The sequence below is a fragment of the Kosakonia sp. YIM B13588 genome, from assembly GCF_042788165.1.
Lineage (GTDB): Bacteria > Pseudomonadota > Gammaproteobacteria > Enterobacterales > Enterobacteriaceae > Kosakonia > Kosakonia sacchari.
In genome coordinates, this window is record NZ_JBHZPO010000017.1 from 1 (window position 1) to 20,620 (window position 20,620).

At 51.8% G+C, this 20,620-nt stretch carries 22 protein-coding genes and 1 tRNA gene; 12 read left to right on the forward strand and 11 right to left on the reverse strand.

Translation table 11 applies throughout. The features are described from left to right. Nucleotides 1–576 precede the first annotated feature (576 nt). The 4 genes from ACFX4U_RS21485 (at nucleotide 577) to ACFX4U_RS21500 (ending at nucleotide 3,798) form a co-directional block, all read left to right on the forward strand. Complete coding sequence (locus ACFX4U_RS21485) at nucleotides 577–1,092, forward strand: ClbS/DfsB family four-helix bundle protein (protein ID WP_313507380.1); 516 nt, start codon at nucleotides 577–579, stop codon at nucleotides 1,090–1,092. Nucleotides 1,093–1,700: 608 nt separating this feature from the next. Beyond that, entirely contained in the window at nucleotides 1,701–1,949 is a 249-nt protein-coding gene (locus ACFX4U_RS21490) for a hypothetical protein (protein ID WP_313507379.1), read from the forward strand. Nucleotides 1,950–2,151: 202 nt separating this feature from the next. Further along, the gene (locus tag ACFX4U_RS21495; protein ID WP_313507378.1) at nucleotides 2,152–3,276 is read left to right on the forward strand and encodes a PAAR domain-containing protein; all 1,125 of its coding nucleotides are present in this window, start codon (nucleotides 2,152–2,154) and stop codon (nucleotides 3,274–3,276) included. A 258-nt stretch (nucleotides 3,277–3,534) separates the two neighbouring features. Continuing rightward, a complete protein-coding gene (locus ACFX4U_RS21500) occupies nucleotides 3,535–3,798 on the forward strand; it encodes a hypothetical protein (protein ID WP_313507376.1) in 264 nt (87 codons plus the stop codon). A gap of 192 nt (nucleotides 3,799–3,990) precedes the next feature. Here ACFX4U_RS21500 and ACFX4U_RS21505 read toward each other — a convergent pair. After that, nucleotides 3,991–4,064: transfer RNA gene (locus ACFX4U_RS21505), tRNA-Gly, on the reverse strand. A gap of 202 nt (nucleotides 4,065–4,266) precedes the next feature. Here ACFX4U_RS21505 and ACFX4U_RS21510 point away from each other — a divergent pair. Beyond that, nucleotides 4,267–4,683, forward strand: a complete 417-nt coding sequence (locus ACFX4U_RS21510) for a hypothetical protein (RefSeq protein ID WP_313507375.1) — start codon at nucleotides 4,267–4,269, stop codon at nucleotides 4,681–4,683. A 55-nt stretch (nucleotides 4,684–4,738) separates the two neighbouring features. On the opposite strand, the gene actS is transcribed toward ACFX4U_RS21510, so the two are convergent. Continuing rightward, the gene (actS, locus tag ACFX4U_RS21515; protein ID WP_313507373.1) at nucleotides 4,739–5,473 is read right to left on the reverse strand and encodes an amidase activator ActS; all 735 of its coding nucleotides are present in this window, start codon (nucleotides 5,471–5,473) and stop codon (nucleotides 4,739–4,741) included. 65 nt (nucleotides 5,474–5,538) lie between these two features. Next, nucleotides 5,539–6,438: a LysR family transcriptional regulator gene (locus tag ACFX4U_RS21520; RefSeq protein ID WP_313507371.1), complete on the reverse strand. Its 900-nt coding sequence runs from the start codon at nucleotides 6,436–6,438 to the stop codon at nucleotides 5,539–5,541. A gap of 218 nt (nucleotides 6,439–6,656) precedes the next feature. Here ACFX4U_RS21520 and ACFX4U_RS21525 point away from each other — a divergent pair, with 218 nt between their 5' ends. The 4 genes from ACFX4U_RS21525 to idi all read left to right on the forward strand — a co-directional run bounded on the left by ACFX4U_RS21525 (nucleotide 6,657) and on the right by idi (nucleotide 10,148). Then, nucleotides 6,657–8,150, forward strand: coding sequence for a UbiD family decarboxylase (locus ACFX4U_RS21525; RefSeq protein ID WP_313507370.1), 1,494 nt, complete (start codon nucleotides 6,657–6,659; stop codon nucleotides 8,148–8,150). A gap of 10 nt (nucleotides 8,151–8,160) precedes the next feature. Beyond that, nucleotides 8,161–8,748, forward strand: a complete 588-nt coding sequence (locus ACFX4U_RS21530; protein ID WP_313507369.1) for a UbiX family flavin prenyltransferase — start codon at nucleotides 8,161–8,163, stop codon at nucleotides 8,746–8,748. A 15-nt stretch (nucleotides 8,749–8,763) separates the two neighbouring features. Continuing rightward, nucleotides 8,764–9,480: a DUF554 domain-containing protein gene (locus ACFX4U_RS21535; RefSeq protein ID WP_313507368.1), complete on the forward strand. Its 717-nt coding sequence runs from the start codon at nucleotides 8,764–8,766 to the stop codon at nucleotides 9,478–9,480. A gap of 116 nt (nucleotides 9,481–9,596) precedes the next feature. Continuing rightward, on the forward strand, nucleotides 9,597–10,148 hold the full coding sequence (gene idi / locus ACFX4U_RS21540) for an isopentenyl-diphosphate Delta-isomerase (RefSeq protein ID WP_313507367.1): 552 nt from the start codon (nucleotides 9,597–9,599) through the stop codon (nucleotides 10,146–10,148). A 48-nt stretch (nucleotides 10,149–10,196) separates the two neighbouring features. On the opposite strand, the gene lysS is transcribed toward idi, so the two are convergent. From lysS to xerD, 5 genes are all read right to left on the reverse strand, one after another. Further along, nucleotides 10,197–11,714, reverse strand: a complete 1,518-nt coding sequence (gene lysS / locus ACFX4U_RS21545) for a lysine--tRNA ligase (RefSeq protein ID WP_305735076.1) — start codon at nucleotides 11,712–11,714, stop codon at nucleotides 10,197–10,199. A gap of 9 nt (nucleotides 11,715–11,723) precedes the next feature. Further along, a protein-coding gene (gene prfB, locus ACFX4U_RS21550; protein ID WP_305735075.1) for a peptide chain release factor 2 occupies nucleotides 11,724–12,822 on the reverse strand; the annotation gives its coding sequence in 2 pieces (ribosomal slippage) (nucleotides 11,724–12,746 and nucleotides 12,748–12,822; 1,098 coding nt in all). A 91-nt stretch (nucleotides 12,823–12,913) separates the two neighbouring features. Continuing rightward, nucleotides 12,914–14,647 carry a single-stranded-DNA-specific exonuclease RecJ gene (recJ, locus tag ACFX4U_RS21555; RefSeq protein WP_313507366.1) on the reverse strand — a complete coding sequence of 578 codons (1,734 nt, stop codon included), beginning with the start codon at nucleotides 14,645–14,647 and terminating at the stop codon, nucleotides 12,914–12,916. 5 nt (nucleotides 14,648–14,652) lie between these two features. Then, nucleotides 14,653–15,366 (reverse strand): bifunctional protein-disulfide isomerase/oxidoreductase DsbC, encoded by a 714-nt coding sequence (gene dsbC / locus ACFX4U_RS21560; protein WP_313507365.1) that lies wholly within the window; start codon nucleotides 15,364–15,366, stop codon nucleotides 14,653–14,655. A gap of 24 nt (nucleotides 15,367–15,390) precedes the next feature. Then, nucleotides 15,391–16,287, reverse strand: coding sequence for a site-specific tyrosine recombinase XerD (gene xerD, locus ACFX4U_RS21565; RefSeq protein ID WP_313507364.1), 897 nt, complete (start codon nucleotides 16,285–16,287; stop codon nucleotides 15,391–15,393). A 99-nt stretch (nucleotides 16,288–16,386) separates the two neighbouring features. On the opposite strand from xerD, the gene fldB reads away from it, so the two are divergent. Then, on the forward strand, nucleotides 16,387–16,908 hold the full coding sequence (fldB, locus tag ACFX4U_RS21570; RefSeq protein WP_017457618.1) for a flavodoxin FldB: 522 nt from the start codon (nucleotides 16,387–16,389) through the stop codon (nucleotides 16,906–16,908). Nucleotides 16,909–16,921: 13 nt separating this feature from the next. On the opposite strand, the gene ACFX4U_RS21575 is transcribed toward fldB, so the two are convergent. Together ACFX4U_RS21575 and sdhE are read right to left on the reverse strand one after the other, a co-directional pair. Beyond that, nucleotides 16,922–17,338, reverse strand: coding sequence for a protein YgfX (locus tag ACFX4U_RS21575; protein ID WP_305735070.1), 417 nt, complete (start codon nucleotides 17,336–17,338; stop codon nucleotides 16,922–16,924). Continuing rightward, nucleotides 17,319–17,585, reverse strand: a complete 267-nt coding sequence (gene sdhE / locus ACFX4U_RS21580) for an FAD assembly factor SdhE (protein WP_131408523.1) — start codon at nucleotides 17,583–17,585, stop codon at nucleotides 17,319–17,321. Before sdhE ends, ACFX4U_RS21575 begins: the two co-directional genes overlap by 20 nt. Before the next feature lie 246 nt (nucleotides 17,586–17,831). Between sdhE and ygfZ the strand changes: the two genes are divergently transcribed. Further along, on the forward strand, nucleotides 17,832–18,815 hold the full coding sequence (ygfZ, locus tag ACFX4U_RS21585) for a tRNA-modifying protein YgfZ (protein ID WP_313507363.1): 984 nt from the start codon (nucleotides 17,832–17,834) through the stop codon (nucleotides 18,813–18,815). A gap of 62 nt (nucleotides 18,816–18,877) precedes the next feature. Here the strand turns inward: ygfZ and ACFX4U_RS21590 are convergent, their stop codons facing one another. Further along, entirely contained in the window at nucleotides 18,878–19,537 is a 660-nt protein-coding gene (locus tag ACFX4U_RS21590; RefSeq protein WP_313507362.1) for a hemolysin III family protein, read from the reverse strand. 239 nt (nucleotides 19,538–19,776) lie between these two features. Between ACFX4U_RS21590 and ACFX4U_RS21595 the strand changes: the two genes are divergently transcribed. Then, nucleotides 19,777–20,505 carry a MurR/RpiR family transcriptional regulator gene (locus ACFX4U_RS21595; RefSeq protein WP_305737554.1) on the forward strand — a complete coding sequence of 243 codons (729 nt, stop codon included), beginning with the start codon at nucleotides 19,777–19,779 and terminating at the stop codon, nucleotides 20,503–20,505. Nucleotides 20,506–20,620: the final 115 nt, after the last annotated feature.

Below are 20,620 nucleotides of genomic sequence, written 5' to 3' on the forward strand. Positions count from 1 at the left end.
TCATGGGGATGTCCTCATGTGGCTTATGAAGACATTACTAACATCGTGGTGTATTAATCAACGGGGAGCAGGTCAAAATGTCTATTCTGATGATATTTAAAAATCAGAATTTAACGTAAGCATATTCTCTATAAAAATCAGGATACGTGTTTGTAGAATAATTCCCCGACAGGAGAGTGACAAACCAAATTCAAAGGGGAGAAATATAATGGAACAATAACTGACCTCTATTTAATATTCATCAACTGGCTATCAGGGCGACACAATTAGCGGTTATCTGAATGGTTAGGATGAAAATAACAGGTAAATCGAAATGCTTTATCCGGGCTGCATAATCACGATCGCGCACTTGTATTTAGCGTCCATATTAATTAGTGTATTGTCTTATGGAATAACGAAAAAAAATACAGACATATCCAACAATAAGACAATCAGCATTGAAACCTGTAATGTCGTGGTTGCCACATCTCCCGGAGAAAAGAGGTTTAGACTCACATCTTTTTTATAAAGTGTTCGCACCAGCCCTTCTCCATTGCCAAAATAGCCAGTAAACCCACAAGCGGAGAGGGAATTCTCATGAGTGTGCCTCAAACCAAATCAGAACTTCTTTTAGCAATTGACCAAAATTTCAATAAATTAATAGGTTATCTTGAAGCAATTCCGCCAGAGCTAGCATCAGATGCATCAATGGAAGGACATGCAAAAGACACAGTTATGAGTGTTTGCAATCTTGTCGCTTACTTACTCGGCTGGAATAAACTGGTTATCAAATGGTTAAGCTTTGATAAAGAGGGAAAACCAATTGACTTCCCGGACACGGGTTATAAATGGAATCAGCTTGGTCTGCTCGCCCAAAAATTTTATCGCGACTATAGCGATGTGAATTTACGCTCACTCATCAATCAACTTCAGGACGCGAAAAACGAGATCGTTGAATTTATCAATAAACAGTCAGACGATGACCTGTATGGAAAAGCATGGTATGGCAAATGGACCATGGGAAGGATGATTTCTTTCAATACATCGTCACCCTACTCCAATGCCTGCGGCAGGTTAAGAAAATGGGCGAAGGAAAATAACCTCAAGCTATGAGTAAAGCTGACGGGAAAATCTGGCGCGATAACAGATACCTTGCCTGTGGGCAGCAATTGTATCGTTATTCTGTGTCAGGGGGATAGGGAAGAAAGTCAGGATAATTCTGGAGCAGACGGCTCTCTCAAGAAATCAACAGGCATGCGTGACATCATGCAAGCCGCTATTTCCCATACCTAATACTTATCAGAGTTTCGTAAGCTATACAGCTCATGATGAAACTGGATAACCCGATTAAACGGATTCATTCTGTTATTTCAAATCTTGCTGGGATATTCAGTTACATCACGCAGCCTGCCACTGTTGCGGCAGAATGAGAGAAATTAGCATCGCCAAAATTGATGGATGGCAGCAAACAGTATACCCAAACGAGACGGATACAGCTTTACATCCAACGGTAGAATGCGAACTGAGCCGGGTAGTGGTTCGCCACATGGTAGATTCCCCCTGAGAGCCGTATTCTGTGGAGTTCCAACAACGTGATTTTCCAGTCCGCTCACATTTATGCAAAATCACCATATCCAAATGATAAATAGCAACCTTAAGTTAAATTAATTCTCGATTAACATTGCATCGATTTCGACTGTTATCATTTAAAGGACTAAGGCATGGAACAGCAATACAGTAACGAGATTACTCCAGAGACTCGCCAATATTTTTCTCAGCCCCCATTCAGTGAAGAACTTTTATCCCTCTGCGACAACAGCACACGGAGGGAACTTGAAGAACTCAACAGACAGAAGATGAGCCGCCCTTTATTTAGCTTGCCACAGCAGGAAACCTTGCTAATAACGGGGATGCCATTCGCAGGGAGGAAGTACCGCCGGAGGATATCAGATCGCAAGGGTTGGAAATAAAATTGCTTACGCTGAGGCAGTGAAACCATCATTATTTCCGGAGCAGGTAAAGCAGTTATGCAAGGTTCATCCGCTGCACTTGTTGGCAGTATGCTCAATAAGGGCGATGAAATAATCTCCCCCAGTACTGCAACACCTTGATATTCAGTGAAGGCAATACTTTTCCACAGGGATTTATAAACATGCCAGGGAGTAAACATTAATGGCAGCTAAAGGTTATTATTTGTTCAGAGATGACAGGACGGTATGCGGCGGTGTCATCATCGAGGGATGGAGTGACCATCAACACTTTGATAAGGATATGGCCTGTGAAGGGCATAAAGTGACTTGCGGCAAGCATGAAGGCCGTTACCGTATCTGTGGGGGTCTTGACGACGACATACATGGCAAAAGGATTGCCGGAACACTGCATAGCTATAGCTCTTGTCCCTGCAAATCAAAATTTGTTCCGTCAATTTTCGATTCTGATTATGAGCCTGGCGGCGAAGAGACGGTAACACACACCGATTTATCTCACCTCACCGAGGTGCCTGTACTACCGGGGCCAATACCAGATCGCCAGGAAAGTATCTTCGCTGACACCTGTAAGCCAGAAGATAACCCGCTATTGAATGGCGTTTATATCTGGACTGAAATCACAGAAACCGGGCACGCTTTTGTTTCCGTGCATGAAAATAACGTTGTATACCTTTACACCTATGGCAGATACGGAAGAACTGGCGGGCCAATTGAAACGACAGGTGACGGCATTCTCGATTTTATGAAAGGTGATGATGCCAGGGAGTACTACAGAAAGGAACTTTACGAAAATAATGCCCGCGTTTTTAACATCAATGACGCAAGCATACCGAAAACCCGCGCTTTCTTTGAAAATTTGTGGGAAAAAGGGACAAAGCCTGTGGGGATAAAGGAAAACAGTGTTACAGATCGAACAGGTCACTCAATTGACTCCTACGATGTAACAGGAAGAAACTGCACAACCCACACAGTAGCGGGCATAAAAGCAGCGGGCTCGACGATCTTTGATACAAGCTACAACTCAAAGAGCACTCAGCTCCCTATTGAAGCAGAAGAGTATTTTGCTATCCCAGTATCATTACAAAATCATCTTCTCGGTAAAAGCCGAAACCTAAAGTCTATGGCAGTTGTTGAAGTTACTGACGAGTTTAAAAATCAGTATCCGAACATAAACGGACAATATGTATCCCCAGAAGGAATCAAAGGTAAAGCTAAACGCTACGCCGCAGAAACAATGTCTTCAATAGGTTCGATTTCCCCATACTCAGGTGCGAATGTTGGTGGAATTCTCGGAGAATATGGTGAGTAATTTAACGATAACTATTCTTCGATGGGGCGGGATAGTCGCAGTATCACTTTGCTACTTTATTACACTGATAGCATCAACACTCGCTTACAGTGCATTCAGTGAACGAGAAAGTATGCAGTTTTATGGCCCAATCCCATTAAAAGAATACAAAGCATCAATAGACTCGCTCATGCAAGCCACTGATGGCGTTTTTAGTGTCGCCTTCTTTGGCTTTGCGATCTGTGTCCCGCTGATCTTAATTATCTTTAAAAAGGTACGATGATGAATAAGAAGTATTGGGTCAGGTGGGCGAGTATCGCGCTCATCTGCGCTGCATATTACGTTATCGTGCTTTACTTCGATCTTGTATTCGCAGTGAACTTTTCAGAAACATTAAGCCAGGGGTGGGATTTTACACCCTCTCAGTTGACCTGGTTTGTTATGGAGCTATCGCAAAATCACGAGGATTCGGCGTTAGCCTCACTTATGGGTTTCGCTATTTGTGTGCCTCTGATCTTACTCATCTTCAAACAAGTGAGATGACCGCCAAAGGCTGGGGGAACCCAGCCTTTCCCTTTCTTCCTGAATTTAGACAATACAAGCCGAATGCCGGTTGGTGGTTCGTTGTTCAATGTCAGAACAATCAAAAACAACTTTTGCTTAGTATTTTTTGATAGCCAAACACATGCAAACCAACTTTTGGCGGTGTTTTATAAGAAAGGGGGGAGAGAATTCTGGAGCGGGCGAAGGGAATCGAACCCTCGTATAGAGCTTGGGAAGCTCTCGTTCTACCATTGAACTACGCCCGCATTGAGATGCGACAGGCATTATAACCTCTTAGCGCGTGAGAGCAAGGCGAGTTTGCGGGTAACCGCTGGAGTTTTAAGCAATTAATCTTCTCTGATGTAGCACCATTATTTTGTCGTGAAAATTAGGACTACATAACCTCCCGCGTTACGCTTTCAGGCATAGCATAGCTCCCGTTGTTCCCACTCATTTCAGAGAATCGCTATGAACGCTAAGCCGTTGGTTTTGGGATTTATTATTTTGGCGGGTTCGTTGAATACTGCACTGGCGGATAGTTGCCAATCCAACATTTTTGGTGGACAGGATTGCCGCTATGACGAAGGCACAACCTCCAGCAGCCGGGCCAATATTTTCGGTGGGCAGGATACTAACTACAGCGACGGAAGAACGACAACCAGCCGAGCCAATATTTTTGGTGGGCAAGATACGACGTCCAATGACGGTAAATCATCCAGCAGCAGAGCCAACATCTTTGGTGGCCAGGACACCGATTACAGCGACGGTACCCATTCGAGCAGTCGGGCCAACATTTTCGACGGCCAGGATACGGACTACAGCAACGGTAAATCCTCAACCAGCCGCGCGAATATCTTCGGCGGTCAGGATACGCAAAACAATTAATTCCACACCAACACACAAGCTAACAGGGCGGGCGGCCGCCTGTTAGCTTTACTCATTAGCATTTCGGCGGGCTGCCCTGAGGCGGTAGATAACGCAGCGGATCGATAGCCGTTGCCTTATAGCGCAACTGGAAGTGCAAGCGCACGGAATCCGCATCGCTGCTGCCCATGGTGGCGATTTTCTGCCCCGCTTTCACACTCTGCCCGTTGTTGACCAGCAGCGTGTCGTTGTGCGCGTAAGCGGTAATGTACTCTTCGCTGTGCTTAATCATGATCAGGTTACCGTAGCCGCGCAGCTGATTGCCAACATAGACCACCTTCCCGGCGCCGGAGGCATAAACCGGTTGGCCGCGTGTACCGGCAATATCAATGCCTTTGTTCCCGCCGTCAGACGTGGAATAGGCCATGATGACTTTCCCGGTTGTCGGCCAGCGCCAGCAGCGCTGCCCTACCGGCGGCCACGACGAGAGCGGAACCTGCGAGGAAGGCACCACTTTTGCAGTCTTAGTGCCGGATTTTGTCGAGGATGAGGTGTTTTTCGACGCGCCATTCACTTTCAGCCGCTGCCCCACTTCAATGGTGTACGGCGGCGAAATACCGTTCATGCTGGCCAGATCTTTTACGCTGGTGCCGGTAATACGGGATATGCGGTACAGCGTATCGCCCCGCTTCACCGTATAAACGGAGCCGGAATAAGTAGAGTTACTTCCGGCGCAGCTCGCCAGCAGCAAACTGATTGCCAGGCAAATGACAATACGAAACGGGCTTTTCGTCAGGCATCCTGCGCGCAAAACAGATCCTCGAATAGAATAAATGGCGACATATCATACCAGCCACTCGCCGGTTGCTAAACCCTTCAAACTGACTTGTGCGCAATCGGGTAACCCTGCGCGATGATTTCCATTATCTCCGGCAAATAAGGTGTGGAGGGCATCTTCACCAACGCCGGGTAAAATACCTGCGGTGAGGGAAACACATCCACGACATGGCAATGGCTGAGTTTGCGGGCGTCGACTTCCGATGACGGCAGCAGCGTTGCCGCGGCCAGACCAGACTCCAGCCACTCCAGGATCACTCCCGGCTGGGTAATATGCATAATCACCTTCGGATTACCGCCCGCTTTACGAAACAGATCGATCAGCATCTCGTAAGTACCCGCGTCTTTTGCCCGATGCAGCAGCACCAGTGGAAACGCCGCCAGCGCCTGGTAATCAAACGGGCTGACAGGGACTTGCGCCAGGCACTGTTTACTGATCACCGCCACCAGCCGTACCGGATCAAAAGAGACATAATCGAAACCTTCGCTGCGATAAGGCCGCTGGATCATCGCCAGATCGATCGTGCCTTCATTGAGCATGGTTTCTAAATGGCTGGAATCGGTAACGGATATATTAATTTCAGCGTCGGGGTGGCGCTTATAAAGCTCCAGTAATAACGGTTTAAAATAGGATTGAAAAAGATGAGTTAAGCCGAGTCTTAGCTGGAATTTTTCTTTATTGGCAATTGCTACAGTTTCCCGCGACGTATCTTCAACCTGACGTAATATTTCACAGGCTTTACGATAAAGAAAATAACCGGCTTCGGTGGGTTCTATTCGATTTCCCTGCCGCAAAAATAAGGAAACCTGTAACTCTTCTTCCAGTTCCTGAATCCGTTTACTGAGCGGCGGCTGCGCCATATTCAGCACTTTCGCCGCCTGGCTTACGGAGCCCTGCTCCACCACACGGCAAAAATAACGCAATCTTTTCAAATCCATACCGCTTATCTCCGCTGTACCTGAGCGCTCAGTATCACACCTGGCGTAAAAAAGGAAAAGCACGACGTTTTATGCCATTTATCAACCTCAATTTAACATTCTTATAAAGAGTACTTTTTTGATCTGGTCTGCCTCAGGAAAACGGTATTTGTTTAATCACCGCAGGAAAAATAAGGTAACGGCAATCAGTAAATTCCCCTCTAAAAATGGAAAAGACCATGTCAAATAGCAAAAATAATAATGCCAGCGGCGTTTCCGATTTACGCTCTGCACTTGAATTACTCAAAACACTGCCCGGCGAATATGTGGAAACCGACACCGAGGTTGATCCGCACGCGGAGCTCTCCGGGGTTTATCGTTATGTTGGCGCAGGCGGAACCTGCCAGCGCCCGACGCGGAAAAACGGTCCGGTGATGGTGTTCAACAAGGTGAAAGGTTTTCAGGACATCAGCGTCGCGATTGGCCTCAACGGTTCCCGCAAACGTGTCAGCCACTTCCTCAATTGCGCACCGGAAAAACTAGGCCACCTGCTGAAAGACTCGGTACAAAATCCGATTCCACCGGTGCTAACCCAGGACCACGCGGTGTGCCAGGAAGTGGTGCATCTGGCAAGCGATGCGAATTTCGATCTGCGCAAACTGCTACCTGCGCCAACAAACACCGAAGAAGATGCTGGTCCGTACATCACCATGGGGCTGTGCTACGCCTCTGATCCAGAAACGCGTGAATCCGATATCACCATTCACCGCCTGTGCGTGCAGAGCCGCGATGAACTGTCGATGTGGCTAACGCCGGGTCGCCATATCGACGCATTTCGCATGAAAGCGGAAACCGCGGGGAAACCGCTGCCGATCTCCATCAGTATCGGTGTCGATCCGGCAATTGAAATTGCCGCCTGTTTTGAGCCGCCGACCACGCCGCTGGGTTATGACGAACTGAGCGTTGCCGGTGCGCTACGCGGGCACGCCGTGGAAATGGTGCAGTGTAAAACCATCAACGAACGCGCCATTGCCCATGCGGAAATTGTTATTGAAGGCGAACTGCTGCCGCACGTGCGTCTGCGTGAAGATCAGAACACTGATACCGGCAAAGCGATGCCTGAGTTTCCTGGCTACACCGGCGAAGCCAAAGAAGCCCTACCGGTTATCAAAGTGAAAGCGGTAACCCATCGCTATAACCCGATCTGGCGTACCACGGTTGGGCCGGGCGAAGAACACGTCAACATGGCAGGTATTCCAACCGAAGCCAGCATCCTTGATATGGTAGGTCGTGCCATGCCGGGTAAATTGCTTAACGTCTTCGCGCACTCAGCAGGCGGCGGCAAGCTGCTGGCAGTGATGCAATTCAAAAAATTCTCGCCTGCTGATGAAGGCCGTCAACGCCAGGCCGCGCTGCTTGCGTTCTCTGCGTTCCCGGAACTGAAACACGTGATTCTGGTTGATGAAGATGTCGACATTTTTGACAGCGACGATGTGCTGTGGGCGATGCAAACCCGTTATCAGGGTGATGTCGATACCGTCACCATTCCCGGCGTACGTTGTCACCCGCTCGATCCATCGCAGGTGCCGGAATACAGCCCGAGCATTTTGCAGCAGGGCATGTCCTGCAAAACCATCTTTGACTGTACGGTGCCGTTCCATCTGAAAAGCCACTTTGAACGCTCGAAATTCAAAGCGGTGGATGTGAAACGCTTCCTGCCAGATTTCGAATAAGGAGGCCGGTGTGACCACATTGCAACGCATCATTGTTGGCATCAGCGGCGCTTCCGGTTTTCAGTATGGCGTGAAAGCACTTGAGCTTTTGCGCGGGCAGCCACTGGAAGTCCATTTGGTTGTCTCGAAAGGGGCGGAAAAAACCTGTGCACTGGAGACGGATTACCAGCTGGATGAGGTGATGGCGCTTGCGGATGTGGTGCATCCTGTCGGCAATCTTGGTGCTGCCATTTCCAGCGGATCGTATAAAACCATGGGCATGCTGGTTGCGCCCTGCTCCATGCGAACGCTGGGATCTATCGCCAACTGCCTGACGGATAACCTGCTAACCCGCGCCGCCGACGTGGTGCTCAAAGAGCGCCGCCGTCTGGTGTTGTTGGCGCGCGAAACGCCGCTTAATCTCGGGCATATTCGCAATATGCAGGCGGTGACAGAAATGGGCGGGATTATTTTCCCGCCGGTGCCAGCGCTCTACCAGCGCCCGCAATCCACTGATGAGATCATTACCCACAGCGTCAGCCGTGCGCTGGATCTGTTTGGTATTGATGTGAAAAATCTCCCGCGCTGGGGCGAGAGAAACCTCGCTCATCACGCGTAACGTGCAGGAAACATTATGTTAATCGGTCCTTATGTGAACGGCGCCGCCGTCATTGTTGGTGGTCTGCTCGGTTCACTGGTTGGTACGCGCATTCCCGAACGCGTGAAAGTGGCGCTGCCGCTGACATTTGGTTTGTGCTCCGTTGGTCTGGGTATCAATCTCGTTATTAAAGTGAAATTTATGCCCGCCGTGGTGCTGGCGATGGTGATCGGCGCGGTGATCGGCGAAGCGTTTTTCCTCGAAAAACAGATCGGCAAAGCGGCCGGCACCACGCGCGGTTTAATCAACCGTATTTTCCCGCCGGTCCAGGGGCTTACCCATGATGAATTCACCGAGAAGTTCGTCGCCATTCTGGTGCTGTTTTGCGCCAGCGGCACGGGGATTTTCGGTGCCATGCATGAGGGCATGACCGGCGATCCGTCGATTTTGTATATCAAGACGGTGCTGGATCTGTTCACGGCGGCGATTTTTGCCACCATGCTCGGCTTCTCGGTGATGACTATCGGTATTCCGCTGATCATCGTCCAGGTGGCGCTGGCTACGCTCGCGATCTTTATCCTGCATATCATCACCCCGGATATGATGGGCGACTTCTCCTGTGCGGGTGGTTTGATCATGGTGGCGACCGGGCTGCGAATTTGTAATATCAAGCCCTTTCCGGTGGCGAACATGCTTCCCGGTCTGGTGCTGGTGATGCCCTTTTCCGCTCTCTGGGCCACTCTTTTTGCCTGAGCCTCGGATATACTAGCGTTTGCCCGGTGGCGCTGTGCCTGGTAGATCCGTGAGATCGCGTTCTCCCGGTAAGTCACGCATAGCGCCACCCGGCGTGGTTATGTTCGGGAGTCGTTATGGTTATTCAAGAACACGTTATTTTGCTTAGCGACCAGGGAGAGGTTCTCGGCACGCAGGAAAAATACGCCGCACACACATCGCATACACCGCTGCATCTGGCTTTCTCCTCCTGGCTTTTTCGCCCGACAGGCGAATGTCTGGTTACCCGCCGCGCAATGAGTAAAAAAGCCTGGCCCGGCGTCTGGACCAACTCAGTTTGCGGTCATCCACAAATGGGTGAAACCATTGAGCAGGCGATTGTCCGCCGCTGCCGCTACGAAGTGGGTGTTGAGATCGCCGCTATCACCGCCATCGCACCGGGTTTTCGCTACCGCGAAACCGATCCTTCAGGCATTGTCGAAAATGAGATTTGCCCGGTTTTTGCCGCAGAGATCGTATCGCCGCTTAAAATAAACAGTGATGAAGTAATGGAATATCAGTGGGTTGAACTGGATGCATTGCTGCGTGCGCTTAACGCCGCGCCGTGGGCTTTCAGCCCGTGGATGGCGGCAGAAGCCGCAAGCGCAGAGCAACAGTTACGACACTTTGCCGCAGAACTAGCGCAATAAAAAAGCCCCGACGCGACAAACGCCGGGGCTTTTTTTATCGCTGAGCGATTATTTCACCGGACGCATCGCCGGGAACAGGATCACATCACGAATGGTGTGGCTGTTGGTGAACAGCATCACCATACGGTCGATACCGATGCCCAGACCGGCAGTCGGCGGTAAGCCATGTTCCAGCGCGGTCACGTAATCTTCGTCGAAGAACATCGCTTCGTCGTCGCCCGCGGCTTTCGCATCAACCTGATCCTGGAAGCGCTGCGCCTGATCTTCTGCATCGTTCAGCTCGCTAAAGCCGTTACCGATTTCACGTCCGCCAATGAAGAACTCAAAGCGATCGGTGATTTCCGGATTCTGATCGTTACGACGCGCCAGCGGCGAAACTTCCGCCGGGTATTCGGTAATGAAGGTCGGTTGGATCAAGTGCGCTTCGGCCACTTCTTCGAAGATCTCCGTGACGATGCGGCCCAGACCCCAGCTCTTCTCAACCTTGATACCGATGTTTTCGGCGATTGCCTTCGCGCTGTCGAAGTTATCCAGATCCGCCATGTTGGTTTCCGGACGGTATTTCTTGATCGCTTCGCGCATGGTCAGTTTTTCGAACGGCTTGCCGAAATCAAACACTTCGTCGCCGTACGGCACTTCGGTTTTGCCGAGAATGTTCTGCGCAAGCGTACGGAACAGCGATTCGGTCAGCTCGATCAGATCTTTATAATCCGCGTATGCCATATAGAGTTCCATCATGGTGAACTCAGGGTTATGGCGAACGGAGATACCTTCGTTACGGAAGTTACGGTTGATTTCGAACACGCGCTCGAAGCCGCCAACCACCAGACGTTTGAGGTACAGTTCCGGCGCGATACGCAGGTACATGTCGAGATCCAGCGCGTTATGGTGGGTGATAAACGGACGCGCAGAGGCACCGCCCGGGATCACCTGCATCATTGGCGTTTCCACTTCCATAAAGTCGCGGCCTACCATGAACTGGCGGATACCGGCCAGGATCTGCGAACGCACTTTAAAAGTGTTGCGGGATTCATCATTCGAAATGAGATCCAGGTAGCGCTGACGATAGCGCGCTTCCTGATCCTGCAAACCGTGGAATTTGTCCGGCAGCGGGCGCAGCGCTTTGGTCAGCAGACGCAGCTCGCTGCAGTGGATAGAGAGTTCACCGGTCTTGGTCTTGAACAGCTTGCCGCGTGCGCCGAGGATATCGCCGAGATCCCATTTTTTAAACTGCTCGTTGTAGACGCCTTCCGCCAGATCGTCACGAGAGACATACAGCTGAATACGGCCCCCCACGTCCTGCAAGGTAACGAAAGAGGCTTTACCCATGATGCGGCGGGTCATCATACGGCCCGCAACGGCAACTTCGATGCCCAGCGCTTCCAGCTCTTCGTTCTCTTTGGCATCGAATTGTGCGTGCAGCTTGTCAGAGGTTTGATCGCGACGGAAATCGTTCGGGAACGCCACGCCCTGCTCACGCAGTTGCGCCAGCTTCTCGCGACGAGTTTTCAGTTCATTATTAAGATCGACTGCCGCGTCAGCGCCTTGTGCTTGTTGTTCAGACATGTTGGTTCCTCATAACCCTGCTTTCAAACTTGCTTCGATAAATTGATCCAGGCTGCCGTCCAGCACCGCCTGCGTGTTGCGGGTTTCAACCCCGGTGCGCAGATCTTTAATGCGGGAATCATCCAGGACATAAGAACGGATCTGGCTGCCCCAACCGATGTCCGACTTGGTGTCTTCCATCGCCTGTTTCTCAGCATTTTTCTTCTGCATTTCCAGTTCATAAAGCTTCGCTTTCATCTGCTTCATGGCCTGGTCTTTGTTCTTATGCTGGGAGCGGTCGTTCTGGCATTGCGTGACCAGCCCGGTTGGAATGTGGGTAATACGCACCGCGGATTCCGTACGGTTTACGTGCTGACCGCCCGCGCCGGATGCGCGATACACGTCAATGCGCAGGTCCGCCGGGTTGATTTCGATATCAATATCGTCGTCCACTTCCGGGTAGACAAACGCGGAGCTAAACGAGGTGTGGCGACGGCCGCCGGAATCGAACGGGCTCTTACGCACCAGGCGATGAACGCCGGTCTCGGTACGCAGCCAGCCGTAGGCGTAGTCACCAATGATCTTGATAGTGACGGATTTGATGCCCGCCACTTCACCTTCGGACTCTTCAATGATCTCGGTTTTAAAGCCGCGCGCTTCCGCCCAACGCAGATACATGCGCGTTAACATGCTCGCCCAGTCCTGCGCTTCGGTGCCGCCGGAACCGGCCTGAATATCCAGGTAGCAGTCGGCGCTGTCGTACTCGCCAGAGAACATGCGACGAAACTCCAGCTGCGCCAGTTTCTCTTCCAGCACATCCAGTTCAGCGACCGCTTCGTTAAAGGTTTCTTCGTCTTCGGCTTCAACCGCCAGATCCAGCAGGCCGCTGACATCTTCCAGCCCCTGACGCATTTGATCCAGCGTATCAACGATAGCTTCGAGTGAGGAACGCTCTTTGCCCAGCGCCTGTGCGCGCTCAGGTTCGTTCCACACGTCCGGCTGTTCCAGCTCGGCGTTTACTTCTTCCAGACGCTCTTTCTTGGCGTCATAGTCAAAGATACCCCCTAAGAACGTCGGAGCGCTCCGTGAGGTCCTGAATACGATTTTTTACCGGGTTAATTTCAAACATGGTCTGATTTCTTTTAATGGACTAGTCAAAATGCGGTGATAAGGGCGGAAGTTTACCGGATTCCCGCCCTGTTTTATAGCGAATACTGGCGCTAAAGTGGCCAGAGATTCTCGATGATCAGCTGTACGCTACGATTGCCACGAAACTCGTTCACATCCAGTTTATAAGCAATATTTACCTGCCGCACACCGTTGTCCGGCCAGCAGGAGGTATCGACGTTAAAAGCGATGCCATCGAGCAACGGGCCGCCGCCAACCGGCTCCAGCATCACCTTGAGATGACGCTCGCCCACCAGCCGCTGCTGCAGGAGGCGAAACTCACCGTCAAACAGCGGTTCCGGGAACATTTGCCCCCAGGGGCCAGCTTCTCGCAACATCTCCGCGACTTCCAGCGTCATCTCCTGCGCCGACAGCGGGCCGTCAGAGACAATCTCACCTTGTAATAACGCCGGATCCAGCCATTCGGTCACCAGCTCGCCAAAGCGCTGGCGGAACTCTTCAAAACGGTGTTCTTCCAGCGTCAAACCGGCTGCCATTGCGTGACCGCCGAATTTGAGCATCATGCCAGGAAACAGCATATCCAGACGCTCCAGCGCATCGCGCATATGCAGCCCCTGAATCGAACGCCCCGAGCCTTTCAGCACCCCGTCTCCGGCTGGCGCAAAGGCGATCACCGGGCGGTGAAAGCGCTCTTTAATGCGCGAAGCGAGAATACCGACCACTCCCTGATGCCACTCGGGATGGTACATCGCTAAGCCGCCGGGCAGCGTTTCGCCGCTGCGCTCAAGCTGCTCGCACAGCGTCAGCGCTTCTGCCTGCATCCCCTGCTCAATTTCTTTGCGCGTCTGGTTCAACGCGTCGAGATCGCTGGCTAACTGGCGCGCTTCGCCAAGGTTATCGCACAGTAACAGCGCAACCCCCACCGACATATCGTCCAGCCTGCCCGCCGCGTTAAGGCGCGGCCCGAGCGCAAAACCGAGATCGCTTGCCGCCAGCTTCTGCGCATCGCGGTTGGCAATTTCCAGCAGCGCTTTGATGCCCGGACGGCAGCGCCCGGCGCGAATACGGCTCAGCCCCTGCCAGGTCAGAATGCGGTTATTGGCATCCAGCGGCACCACGTCTGCCACCGTTCCCAGCGCCACCAAATCGAGCAGCTCCGCCAGATTTGGCATCGCCAGGCCGCGCGCCTCAAACCAGCCGTGGTCACGCAAAAAGGCACGCAAAGCCAGCATCAGATAGAACGCGACGCCAACCCCGGCCAGCGACTTCGACGGAAAATCGCAGTCGCGCAGATTCGGGTTAACAATCGCTTCGGCATCCGGCAACGTGTCACCCGGCAGATGGTGATCGGTTACCACCACCGGGATCCCCAGTTCATGAGCTCTCGCCACGCCGGCATGTGAAGAGATGCCGTTATCCACCGTCAGAATGAGCTGTGCGCCACGCGCATGCGCCTGATCGACCACTTCCGGGCTAAGCCCGTACCCGTCGTCAAAACGGTTTGGCACCAGGTAACTGACGTTTTCGCAACCGAGCGCGCGCAATGCCAGCACGCTAAGGGCGGTGCTGGTTGCGCCATCCGCATCGAAATCACCCACCACAATAATGCGCAGCCCTTCACGCAAGGCGTTATAAAGCTGCGCCACCGCGTCATCGATACCGGTAAGTTGTTGCCACGGCAGCATGCCTTTAACACTGCGTTCCAGTTCACTGGCCGTGCGCACACCGCGGCTGGCGTATAAGCGACGCAGCAGCGGCGGCAAGTCTGCTGCCAGTTCTGCTGCGTCATCCACCTCACGGCGGCGAAGTTGTATCTGAGCTTTCACGCGAATTATTTACCGCCGGTCGCTTTCTGATGTTGATCGAGGAAGGCTTTCATTTCCGCCGGAGCCTGATACCCCGGAACAAGGTAGCCGTCATTCAGCACGATGGCTGGCGTGCCGTTGACGCCAAACTGTACGCCCAGCGCGTAGTGATTGGCGATGTCGATATCACAGCTGGCCGGTTTGACGTCTTTACCTTCCATCGCACTATCGAAGGCTTTTTTAGGATCTTTTGCACACCAGATAGCCTTCATCTGGTTTTCAACTTCGCTCGGCACACCCTGACGCGGGAATGCAAGGTAACGCACGGTGATGCCGAGCGCGTTGTAGTCTGCCATTTCGCTGTGCAGTTTCTGGCAGTAGCCACATGTGATGTCGGTGAACACGGTAATGACATGTTTTTCCTGCGGCGCTTTGTAGACAATCATCTCTTTTTCCAGCGCGTTCAGATGCGGTAACAGCATCTTAGTGGTGACATTCACTGGCTGTGCGCCGCTGACATCGTACATCGGGCCCTGGATGATATGTTTGCCATCTTCGGTCACATACAGCACGCCGCTGTTGGTCAACACGGCTTTCATTCCGGCAACAGGCGCGGGCAGAACTTCGCCACTCTGTACACCCAATTTTGCCAGCGACTGTTTGATAGCCGCGTCATCAGCATGTGCCGCGCCGGTAAACGCCACCGCCAGCAGGGTGAACATCACTAAACCTTTTTTCATAACACATCCTTTAATTGTCAGCATTCACGCCCGCGGGTGATGCTGTTGATGAAGCTTGCGCAGCCGCTCGGTAGCGACATGCGTATAAATTTGCGTGGTCGATAAATCCTGGTGGCCTAAAAGCATTTGCACCACTCGCAGATCCGCGCCGTGGTTCAGCAGATGGGTGGCAAACGCATGACGCAAAACGTGGGGCGAGAGCTTTTCACTGTCGATGCCCGCAAGCACCGCATAGTGCTTGATGCGATGCCAGAAAGTCTGGCGCGTCATCTGCTGCGCGCGCTGGCTTGGAAACAGCACATCAATTGAAACACCGTTAAGCAGCCACGGGCGGCCATACTCCAGATAGTTTTCGACCCAGTACACCGCCTCTTCGCCCAGCGGCACCAGGCGTTCTTTATTGCCTTTACCAATCACTCGTACCACGCCCTGGCGCAGACTGATATCACTCATCGTCAGGCCAACCAGTTCCGAGACGCGAAGGCCGGTAGCATACAACACCTCAAGCATCGCTTTATCGCGTAACTCCAGCGGTTGGTCAACCATCGGTGCCTGCAAAAGCCTGCTCACCTGCGTTTCACTTAAGTCTTTCGGTAAACGTTGCGGCAATTTAGGTGATGCGAGTAATGCGCTGGGATCGTCGCTGCGTACTTTTTCCCGGTAAAGATACTGAAAAAAACGTCGCACGGCGCTAAGCAAGCGCGCCGAGCTGGTAGCCTTATAACCACCGCTTACCCTTTCAGCTAATAGCGCTTGTAAATCACCGCTTTGCGCTTTTTCTAAACTACTGGCGTGGTGGTGCAGCCACTCCACCACGCTTTTCAAATCGCGGCGGTAAGCGTTTAACGTATTTTCCGCCAGGTTGTTCTCAAGCCAGAGAGCATCGAGAAAATGTTCGATACTTGCGAGATCCTGTTCCATCCAGCGTCTCCTTTACTCAAACGCTGCATTATGCCTGATTGATGTACGATTCTGGTACACTGCGTGAAAAGACACATCAAGAATCGAGAAGTTTACGTTATGAATATCGGTCTGTTTTACGGTTCCAGCACTTGCTACACCGAAATGGCGGCGGAAAAAATCCGCGATATTATCGGCCCGGAACTGGTGACGCTGCACAACCTGAAAGACGATGCGCCCACCCTGATGGAACAGTACGACGCGCTTATTCTGGGCATTCCAACCTGGGATTTCGGCGAACTGCAGGAAGATTGGGAAGCGGTTTGGGATCAGCTTGATAACCTCAATCTCGACGGAAAAATAATTGCGTTGTACGGCATGGGCGATCAGCTCGGTTACGGCGAATGGTTCCTCGACGCGCTCGGCATGCTCCACGACAAACTGGCACCCAAAGGCGCAACGTTCATCGGTTACTGGCCGACGGAAGGCTACGAATTTACCAGTAAAAAACCGGTTATTGCCGATGGGCAGCTCTTTGTCGGGCTGGCGCTGGATGAGACCAATCAGTACGATTTGAGCGATGAACGCATTCAAGGCTGGTGCGAGCAAATACTGACGGAAATGGCGGAACGGCTCGGCTGAGCCATCACCCGCCTTAATGCAGCCCCTGCGCCGGCTTTTGGATAATCATCCGGCGTAGATCGCGCCACTCCTGCGAATCCATACTGTCTGCCGCCAGCCATAAATGCTGGCGCCGCCCATCTTCTGCACGGCGTAAACGCAACATCATGCCGCCGCGAATCATCCAGGGGGTACCGACAATATCCCACTCCACACCTTGCCAACGTAGGCGGGAATCCATCAGCAGTTTGATTTCGCCGTGGCAGGCGTTGATCCGCCGCTGGCTGCGTACGCAGTCGAAAACCACCAGCGACAGCAGCAAAAGCCATAGCGGCGTATAACTCAACGGCCAGGGCATAAAAAGAATGAAGGCCGCCACCAATCCGTGCAGTAATAACGAAATCCATTGTGCGCGCCATGAGACGCGTAAATCAGATTGCCACAGGACCACGATCCCGATTCCGTGTCTGAATTAACTGCACCATTCGCTGCAACTCCGCGTCCTGGGGTTTGCCATGATTCATCAACCAGTTGAATAAATCAGGATCATCGCTTTCAAGCAGACGTACAAACAATTGCTTGTCATGGTCGCTGAGCGAGTCGTACTCGTGTTCAAAAAAAGGCATGATGGAGATATCGAGTTCGCGCATTCCGCGGCGACAGGCCCAATGGATACGGGCTTTATTATTAATATCCATGTTCTTCTCCCTTCATAGGCATGAAGGCCTATTGTAACGTGTTTTTAATATTCCTTTTGCGGAATATTTAGCTTCCCGGGCCAGCTTCCAGAATAAATCGCATCGTCTGCAAAATTATCACTGTGCTGCGTAGCGCCTCGCAATGCTCGCACAATGGCACAAATCGCATGCTTTATCGCTTGCATTGAACAATGGCTCTTTTACCATTAAGTACCAACACAGCGTTAAGCTAATCAGGACATTATTATGGCTTTTACTCCATTTCCTCCGCGCCAGCCGACCGCATCCGCCCGTCTGCCGCTGACGCTTATGACGCTCGATGACTGGGCGCTGGCTACCATTACCGGTGCGGATAGCGAGAAATACCTGCAAGGCCAGGTCACCGCGGATGTGTCGAAGATGGCGGCAGATCAGCATCTGCTGGCGGCGCATTGCGATTCTAAAGGCAAAATGTGGAGCAATATGCGGTTGTTTCACTATCAGGAAGGGTTTGCCTGGATTTTGCGCCGCAGCGTGCGTGAATCGCAACTTCGTGAACTGAAAAAGTACGCCGTTTTCTCAAAAGTCACTATCGCCGCAGATGACGAACATGTGCTGCTGGGCGTTGCCGGTTTTCAGGCTCGCGCCGCACTGGCCAATCTCTTCACAACGCTGCCGGACAGCGAAAAGCAGGTTGTACAAGAAGGGGAAACAACCATTCTGTGGTTTGAACATCCAGGTGAACGCTTCCTGCTGGTTACCGATGTCGCAACGGCAGAGCAGGTAACGGAAAAATTGCGCGGTGAGGCACAGTTCAACAATAGCCAACAGTGGCTGGCGCTGAATATCGAAGCCGGGTTAGCGGTGATTGACGAGCCAAACAGCGCACAATTTATTCCGCAGGCGACCAACCTGCAGGCGTTAGGCGGCATTAGCTTCAAAAAAGGGTGCTACACCGGGCAAGAGATGGTGGCTCGCGCGAAATTCCGTGGTGCCAACAAACGTGCGCTGTGGTACCTGGCAGGCACTGCCAGCCGCACGCCGGATGCGGGTGAAGATCTTGAATTAAAAATGGGTGAAAACTGGCGTCGAACCGGTACGGTGCTGGCATCGACTCAGTTGGATGACGGCCGCGTGCTGGTTCAGGTCGTGATGAATAATGACATGGAGCCAAACAGCGTGTTCCGCGTACGCGACGACGCCAGTACGTTAAGCATTGAGCCGCTGCCCTACTCGCTTGAAGAAGAATAATCCGCGTTAACACATCTGCACATGCTACAGCCGGGCTGGCACAAGCCGCCCGGCGCTACTGCTTAAACTTGTCCGACGTACAAATAGATCGCCAGGAAATGACACACGCTGCCGCCCAGCACAAAGCCATGCCAGATTGCATGATTATAGGGGATACGTTTACAGACGTAGAAAATGACGCCCAACGAGTACACCAGCCCACCGACAGCCAGCAGCGTCACGCCGCCCACGGATAACCGCGTCGCAAGCTGATAAATCACAATCAACGACAGCCAGCCCATCGTCAGGTATGTCACCAGCGACAGCACTTTAAACCGGTGCGCAATGGTGAGCTTAAACAAGATCCCCAGTAGGGCCAGGCTCCAGATAACAATCATCAGCCCACGCGCCAGCGGTGAATCCAGCCCGACCAGTAAAAAAGGCGTATAGGTTCCGGCAATCAGCAGATAAATGGCGCAGTGGTCAAATTTCTTTAACCATTTTTTTGCGCGCTGGTGCGGAATCGCATGATAAAGCGTGGAGGCGAGGAACAGCAGGATCATGCTGCCGCCATAAAGCGCGTAGCTGGTAATCGCCGTCATACTGGCGTTGCTGTCTACCGCCTGTATCAGCAGCAGTACCAGCCCGACAATACCGAACACCAGCCCGATACCGTGGCTGATGCTGTTGGCAATTTCCTCTGCCAGTGTGTATCCCTGTGCGATTAAAGGTTTCTTAACCATGGTAACTCCGGGAAAACTCAAAAAAACGTCGCAACACTAGAGTAACTGAGAATGATTCCAGTGCACACCTGTACGCTAAAATAAATATCGTTGATGAATGTTTCATGACGCGGGCAGCCCTCCATGAATGCGAAAGTCAGGGAAACGGCGCCGGAGTTATGGCAGCATGTGAGCACGCAAAAAGCCTGCCGGGTTGCACTGGGCTACGTTTACAGCAAGCAAAGGATATCGCCGTGACAATGTTTACTCACTCCGCCATCGCCGGCCTGAATACTCTGGAGATGCTGGTTTACAACTTTGTCATCAAAAATCGCGACAAAGTGATGTACATGACCATTCGTGAGCTGGCCGATGCCGCAGGCGTCTCCACCACGACCGTGTTGCGCTTTTGCCGCAAGCTCAATTGCGAAGGCTATTCTGAATTTCGCGTACGTTTTAAATTATATTTAGAACAAAATGAGCCGCCGCAAGCGAATTTTGGCGCCAGCGAAGTAATCAGCTTTTTTAAAAGCGTCAACAATGACGAGTTTGATAAATTATTAGATAACACCGTTGATATTATATTATCTTCCGAGCGCATTATATTTGTCGGCGCAGGCACATCTGGCGCGCTGGCGAAATATGGCGCAAGATTCTTCTCAAATATTGGTAAATTCAGTAACCATATCGACGACCCTTATTTCCCGGTCACCAATGATATGGCCAAAAACGCGCTGGCAATTGTCCTGTCAGTTTCTGGTGAGACGGAAGAGATCCTGCGCTTTGCCAGCCAGTTCAGCCTGCACCACTGCAAAGTACTGTCGATCACCAGCCACGAACACTCGCGACTGGCAAAACTGGCGGACTTTAATATCTCCTGGCATGTGCCGCAAATGCGCATTAGCGGCGGCTACGATATTACTACGCAAATCCCTGTTATTTATATTCTCGAGTCGCTGGGACGTAAACTGGCGAAGAAAATAGCATAAAAAAACAGTGTGTTTTTTCGGTGTAACAAATTACCCCAGCGGCAATTTGTTATATCGTGACATTTAATTCGCCTTTGTTAGACTCGTTATCAGCCAATATAACGGGAATAGCAAC

Excerpts from the sequence above, each read along its gene's own strand:
- ACFX4U_RS21485 (WP_313507380.1), top strand. The coding sequence starts at position 577 with ATGAGTGTGCCTCAAACCAAATCAGAACTTCTTTTAGCAATTGACCAA.
- ACFX4U_RS21490 (WP_313507379.1), top strand. The coding sequence starts at position 1,701 with ATGGAACAGCAATACAGTAACGAGATTACTCCAGAGACTCGCCAATAT.
- ACFX4U_RS21495 (WP_313507378.1), top strand. The coding sequence starts at position 2,152 with ATGGCAGCTAAAGGTTATTATTTGTTCAGAGATGACAGGACGGTATGC.
- ACFX4U_RS21500 (WP_313507376.1), top strand. The coding sequence starts at position 3,535 with ATGATGAATAAGAAGTATTGGGTCAGGTGGGCGAGTATCGCGCTCATC.
- ACFX4U_RS21510 (WP_313507375.1), top strand. The coding sequence starts at position 4,267 with ATGAACGCTAAGCCGTTGGTTTTGGGATTTATTATTTTGGCGGGTTCG.
- ACFX4U_RS21520 (WP_313507371.1), bottom strand. The coding sequence starts at position 6,438 with ATGGATTTGAAAAGATTGCGTTATTTTTGCCGTGTGGTGGAGCAGGGC.
- ACFX4U_RS21525 (WP_313507370.1), top strand. The coding sequence starts at position 6,657 with ATGTCAAATAGCAAAAATAATAATGCCAGCGGCGTTTCCGATTTACGC.
- ACFX4U_RS21535 (WP_313507368.1), top strand. The coding sequence starts at position 8,764 with ATGTTAATCGGTCCTTATGTGAACGGCGCCGCCGTCATTGTTGGTGGT.
- idi (WP_313507367.1), top strand. The coding sequence starts at position 9,597 with ATGGTTATTCAAGAACACGTTATTTTGCTTAGCGACCAGGGAGAGGTT.
- lysS (WP_305735076.1), bottom strand. The coding sequence starts at position 11,714 with ATGTCTGAACAACAAGCACAAGGCGCTGACGCGGCAGTCGATCTTAAT.
- dsbC (WP_313507365.1), bottom strand. The coding sequence starts at position 15,366 with ATGAAAAAAGGTTTAGTGATGTTCACCCTGCTGGCGGTGGCGTTTACC.
- xerD (WP_313507364.1), bottom strand. The coding sequence starts at position 16,287 with ATGGAACAGGATCTCGCAAGTATCGAACATTTTCTCGATGCTCTCTGG.
- fldB (WP_017457618.1), top strand. The coding sequence starts at position 16,387 with ATGAATATCGGTCTGTTTTACGGTTCCAGCACTTGCTACACCGAAATG.
- sdhE (WP_131408523.1), bottom strand. The coding sequence starts at position 17,585 with ATGGATATTAATAATAAAGCCCGTATCCATTGGGCCTGTCGCCGCGGA.
- ygfZ (WP_313507363.1), top strand. The coding sequence starts at position 17,832 with ATGGCTTTTACTCCATTTCCTCCGCGCCAGCCGACCGCATCCGCCCGT.
- ACFX4U_RS21590 (WP_313507362.1), bottom strand. The coding sequence starts at position 19,537 with ATGGTTAAGAAACCTTTAATCGCACAGGGATACACACTGGCAGAGGAA.
- ACFX4U_RS21595 (WP_305737554.1), top strand. The coding sequence starts at position 19,777 with ATGTTTACTCACTCCGCCATCGCCGGCCTGAATACTCTGGAGATGCTG.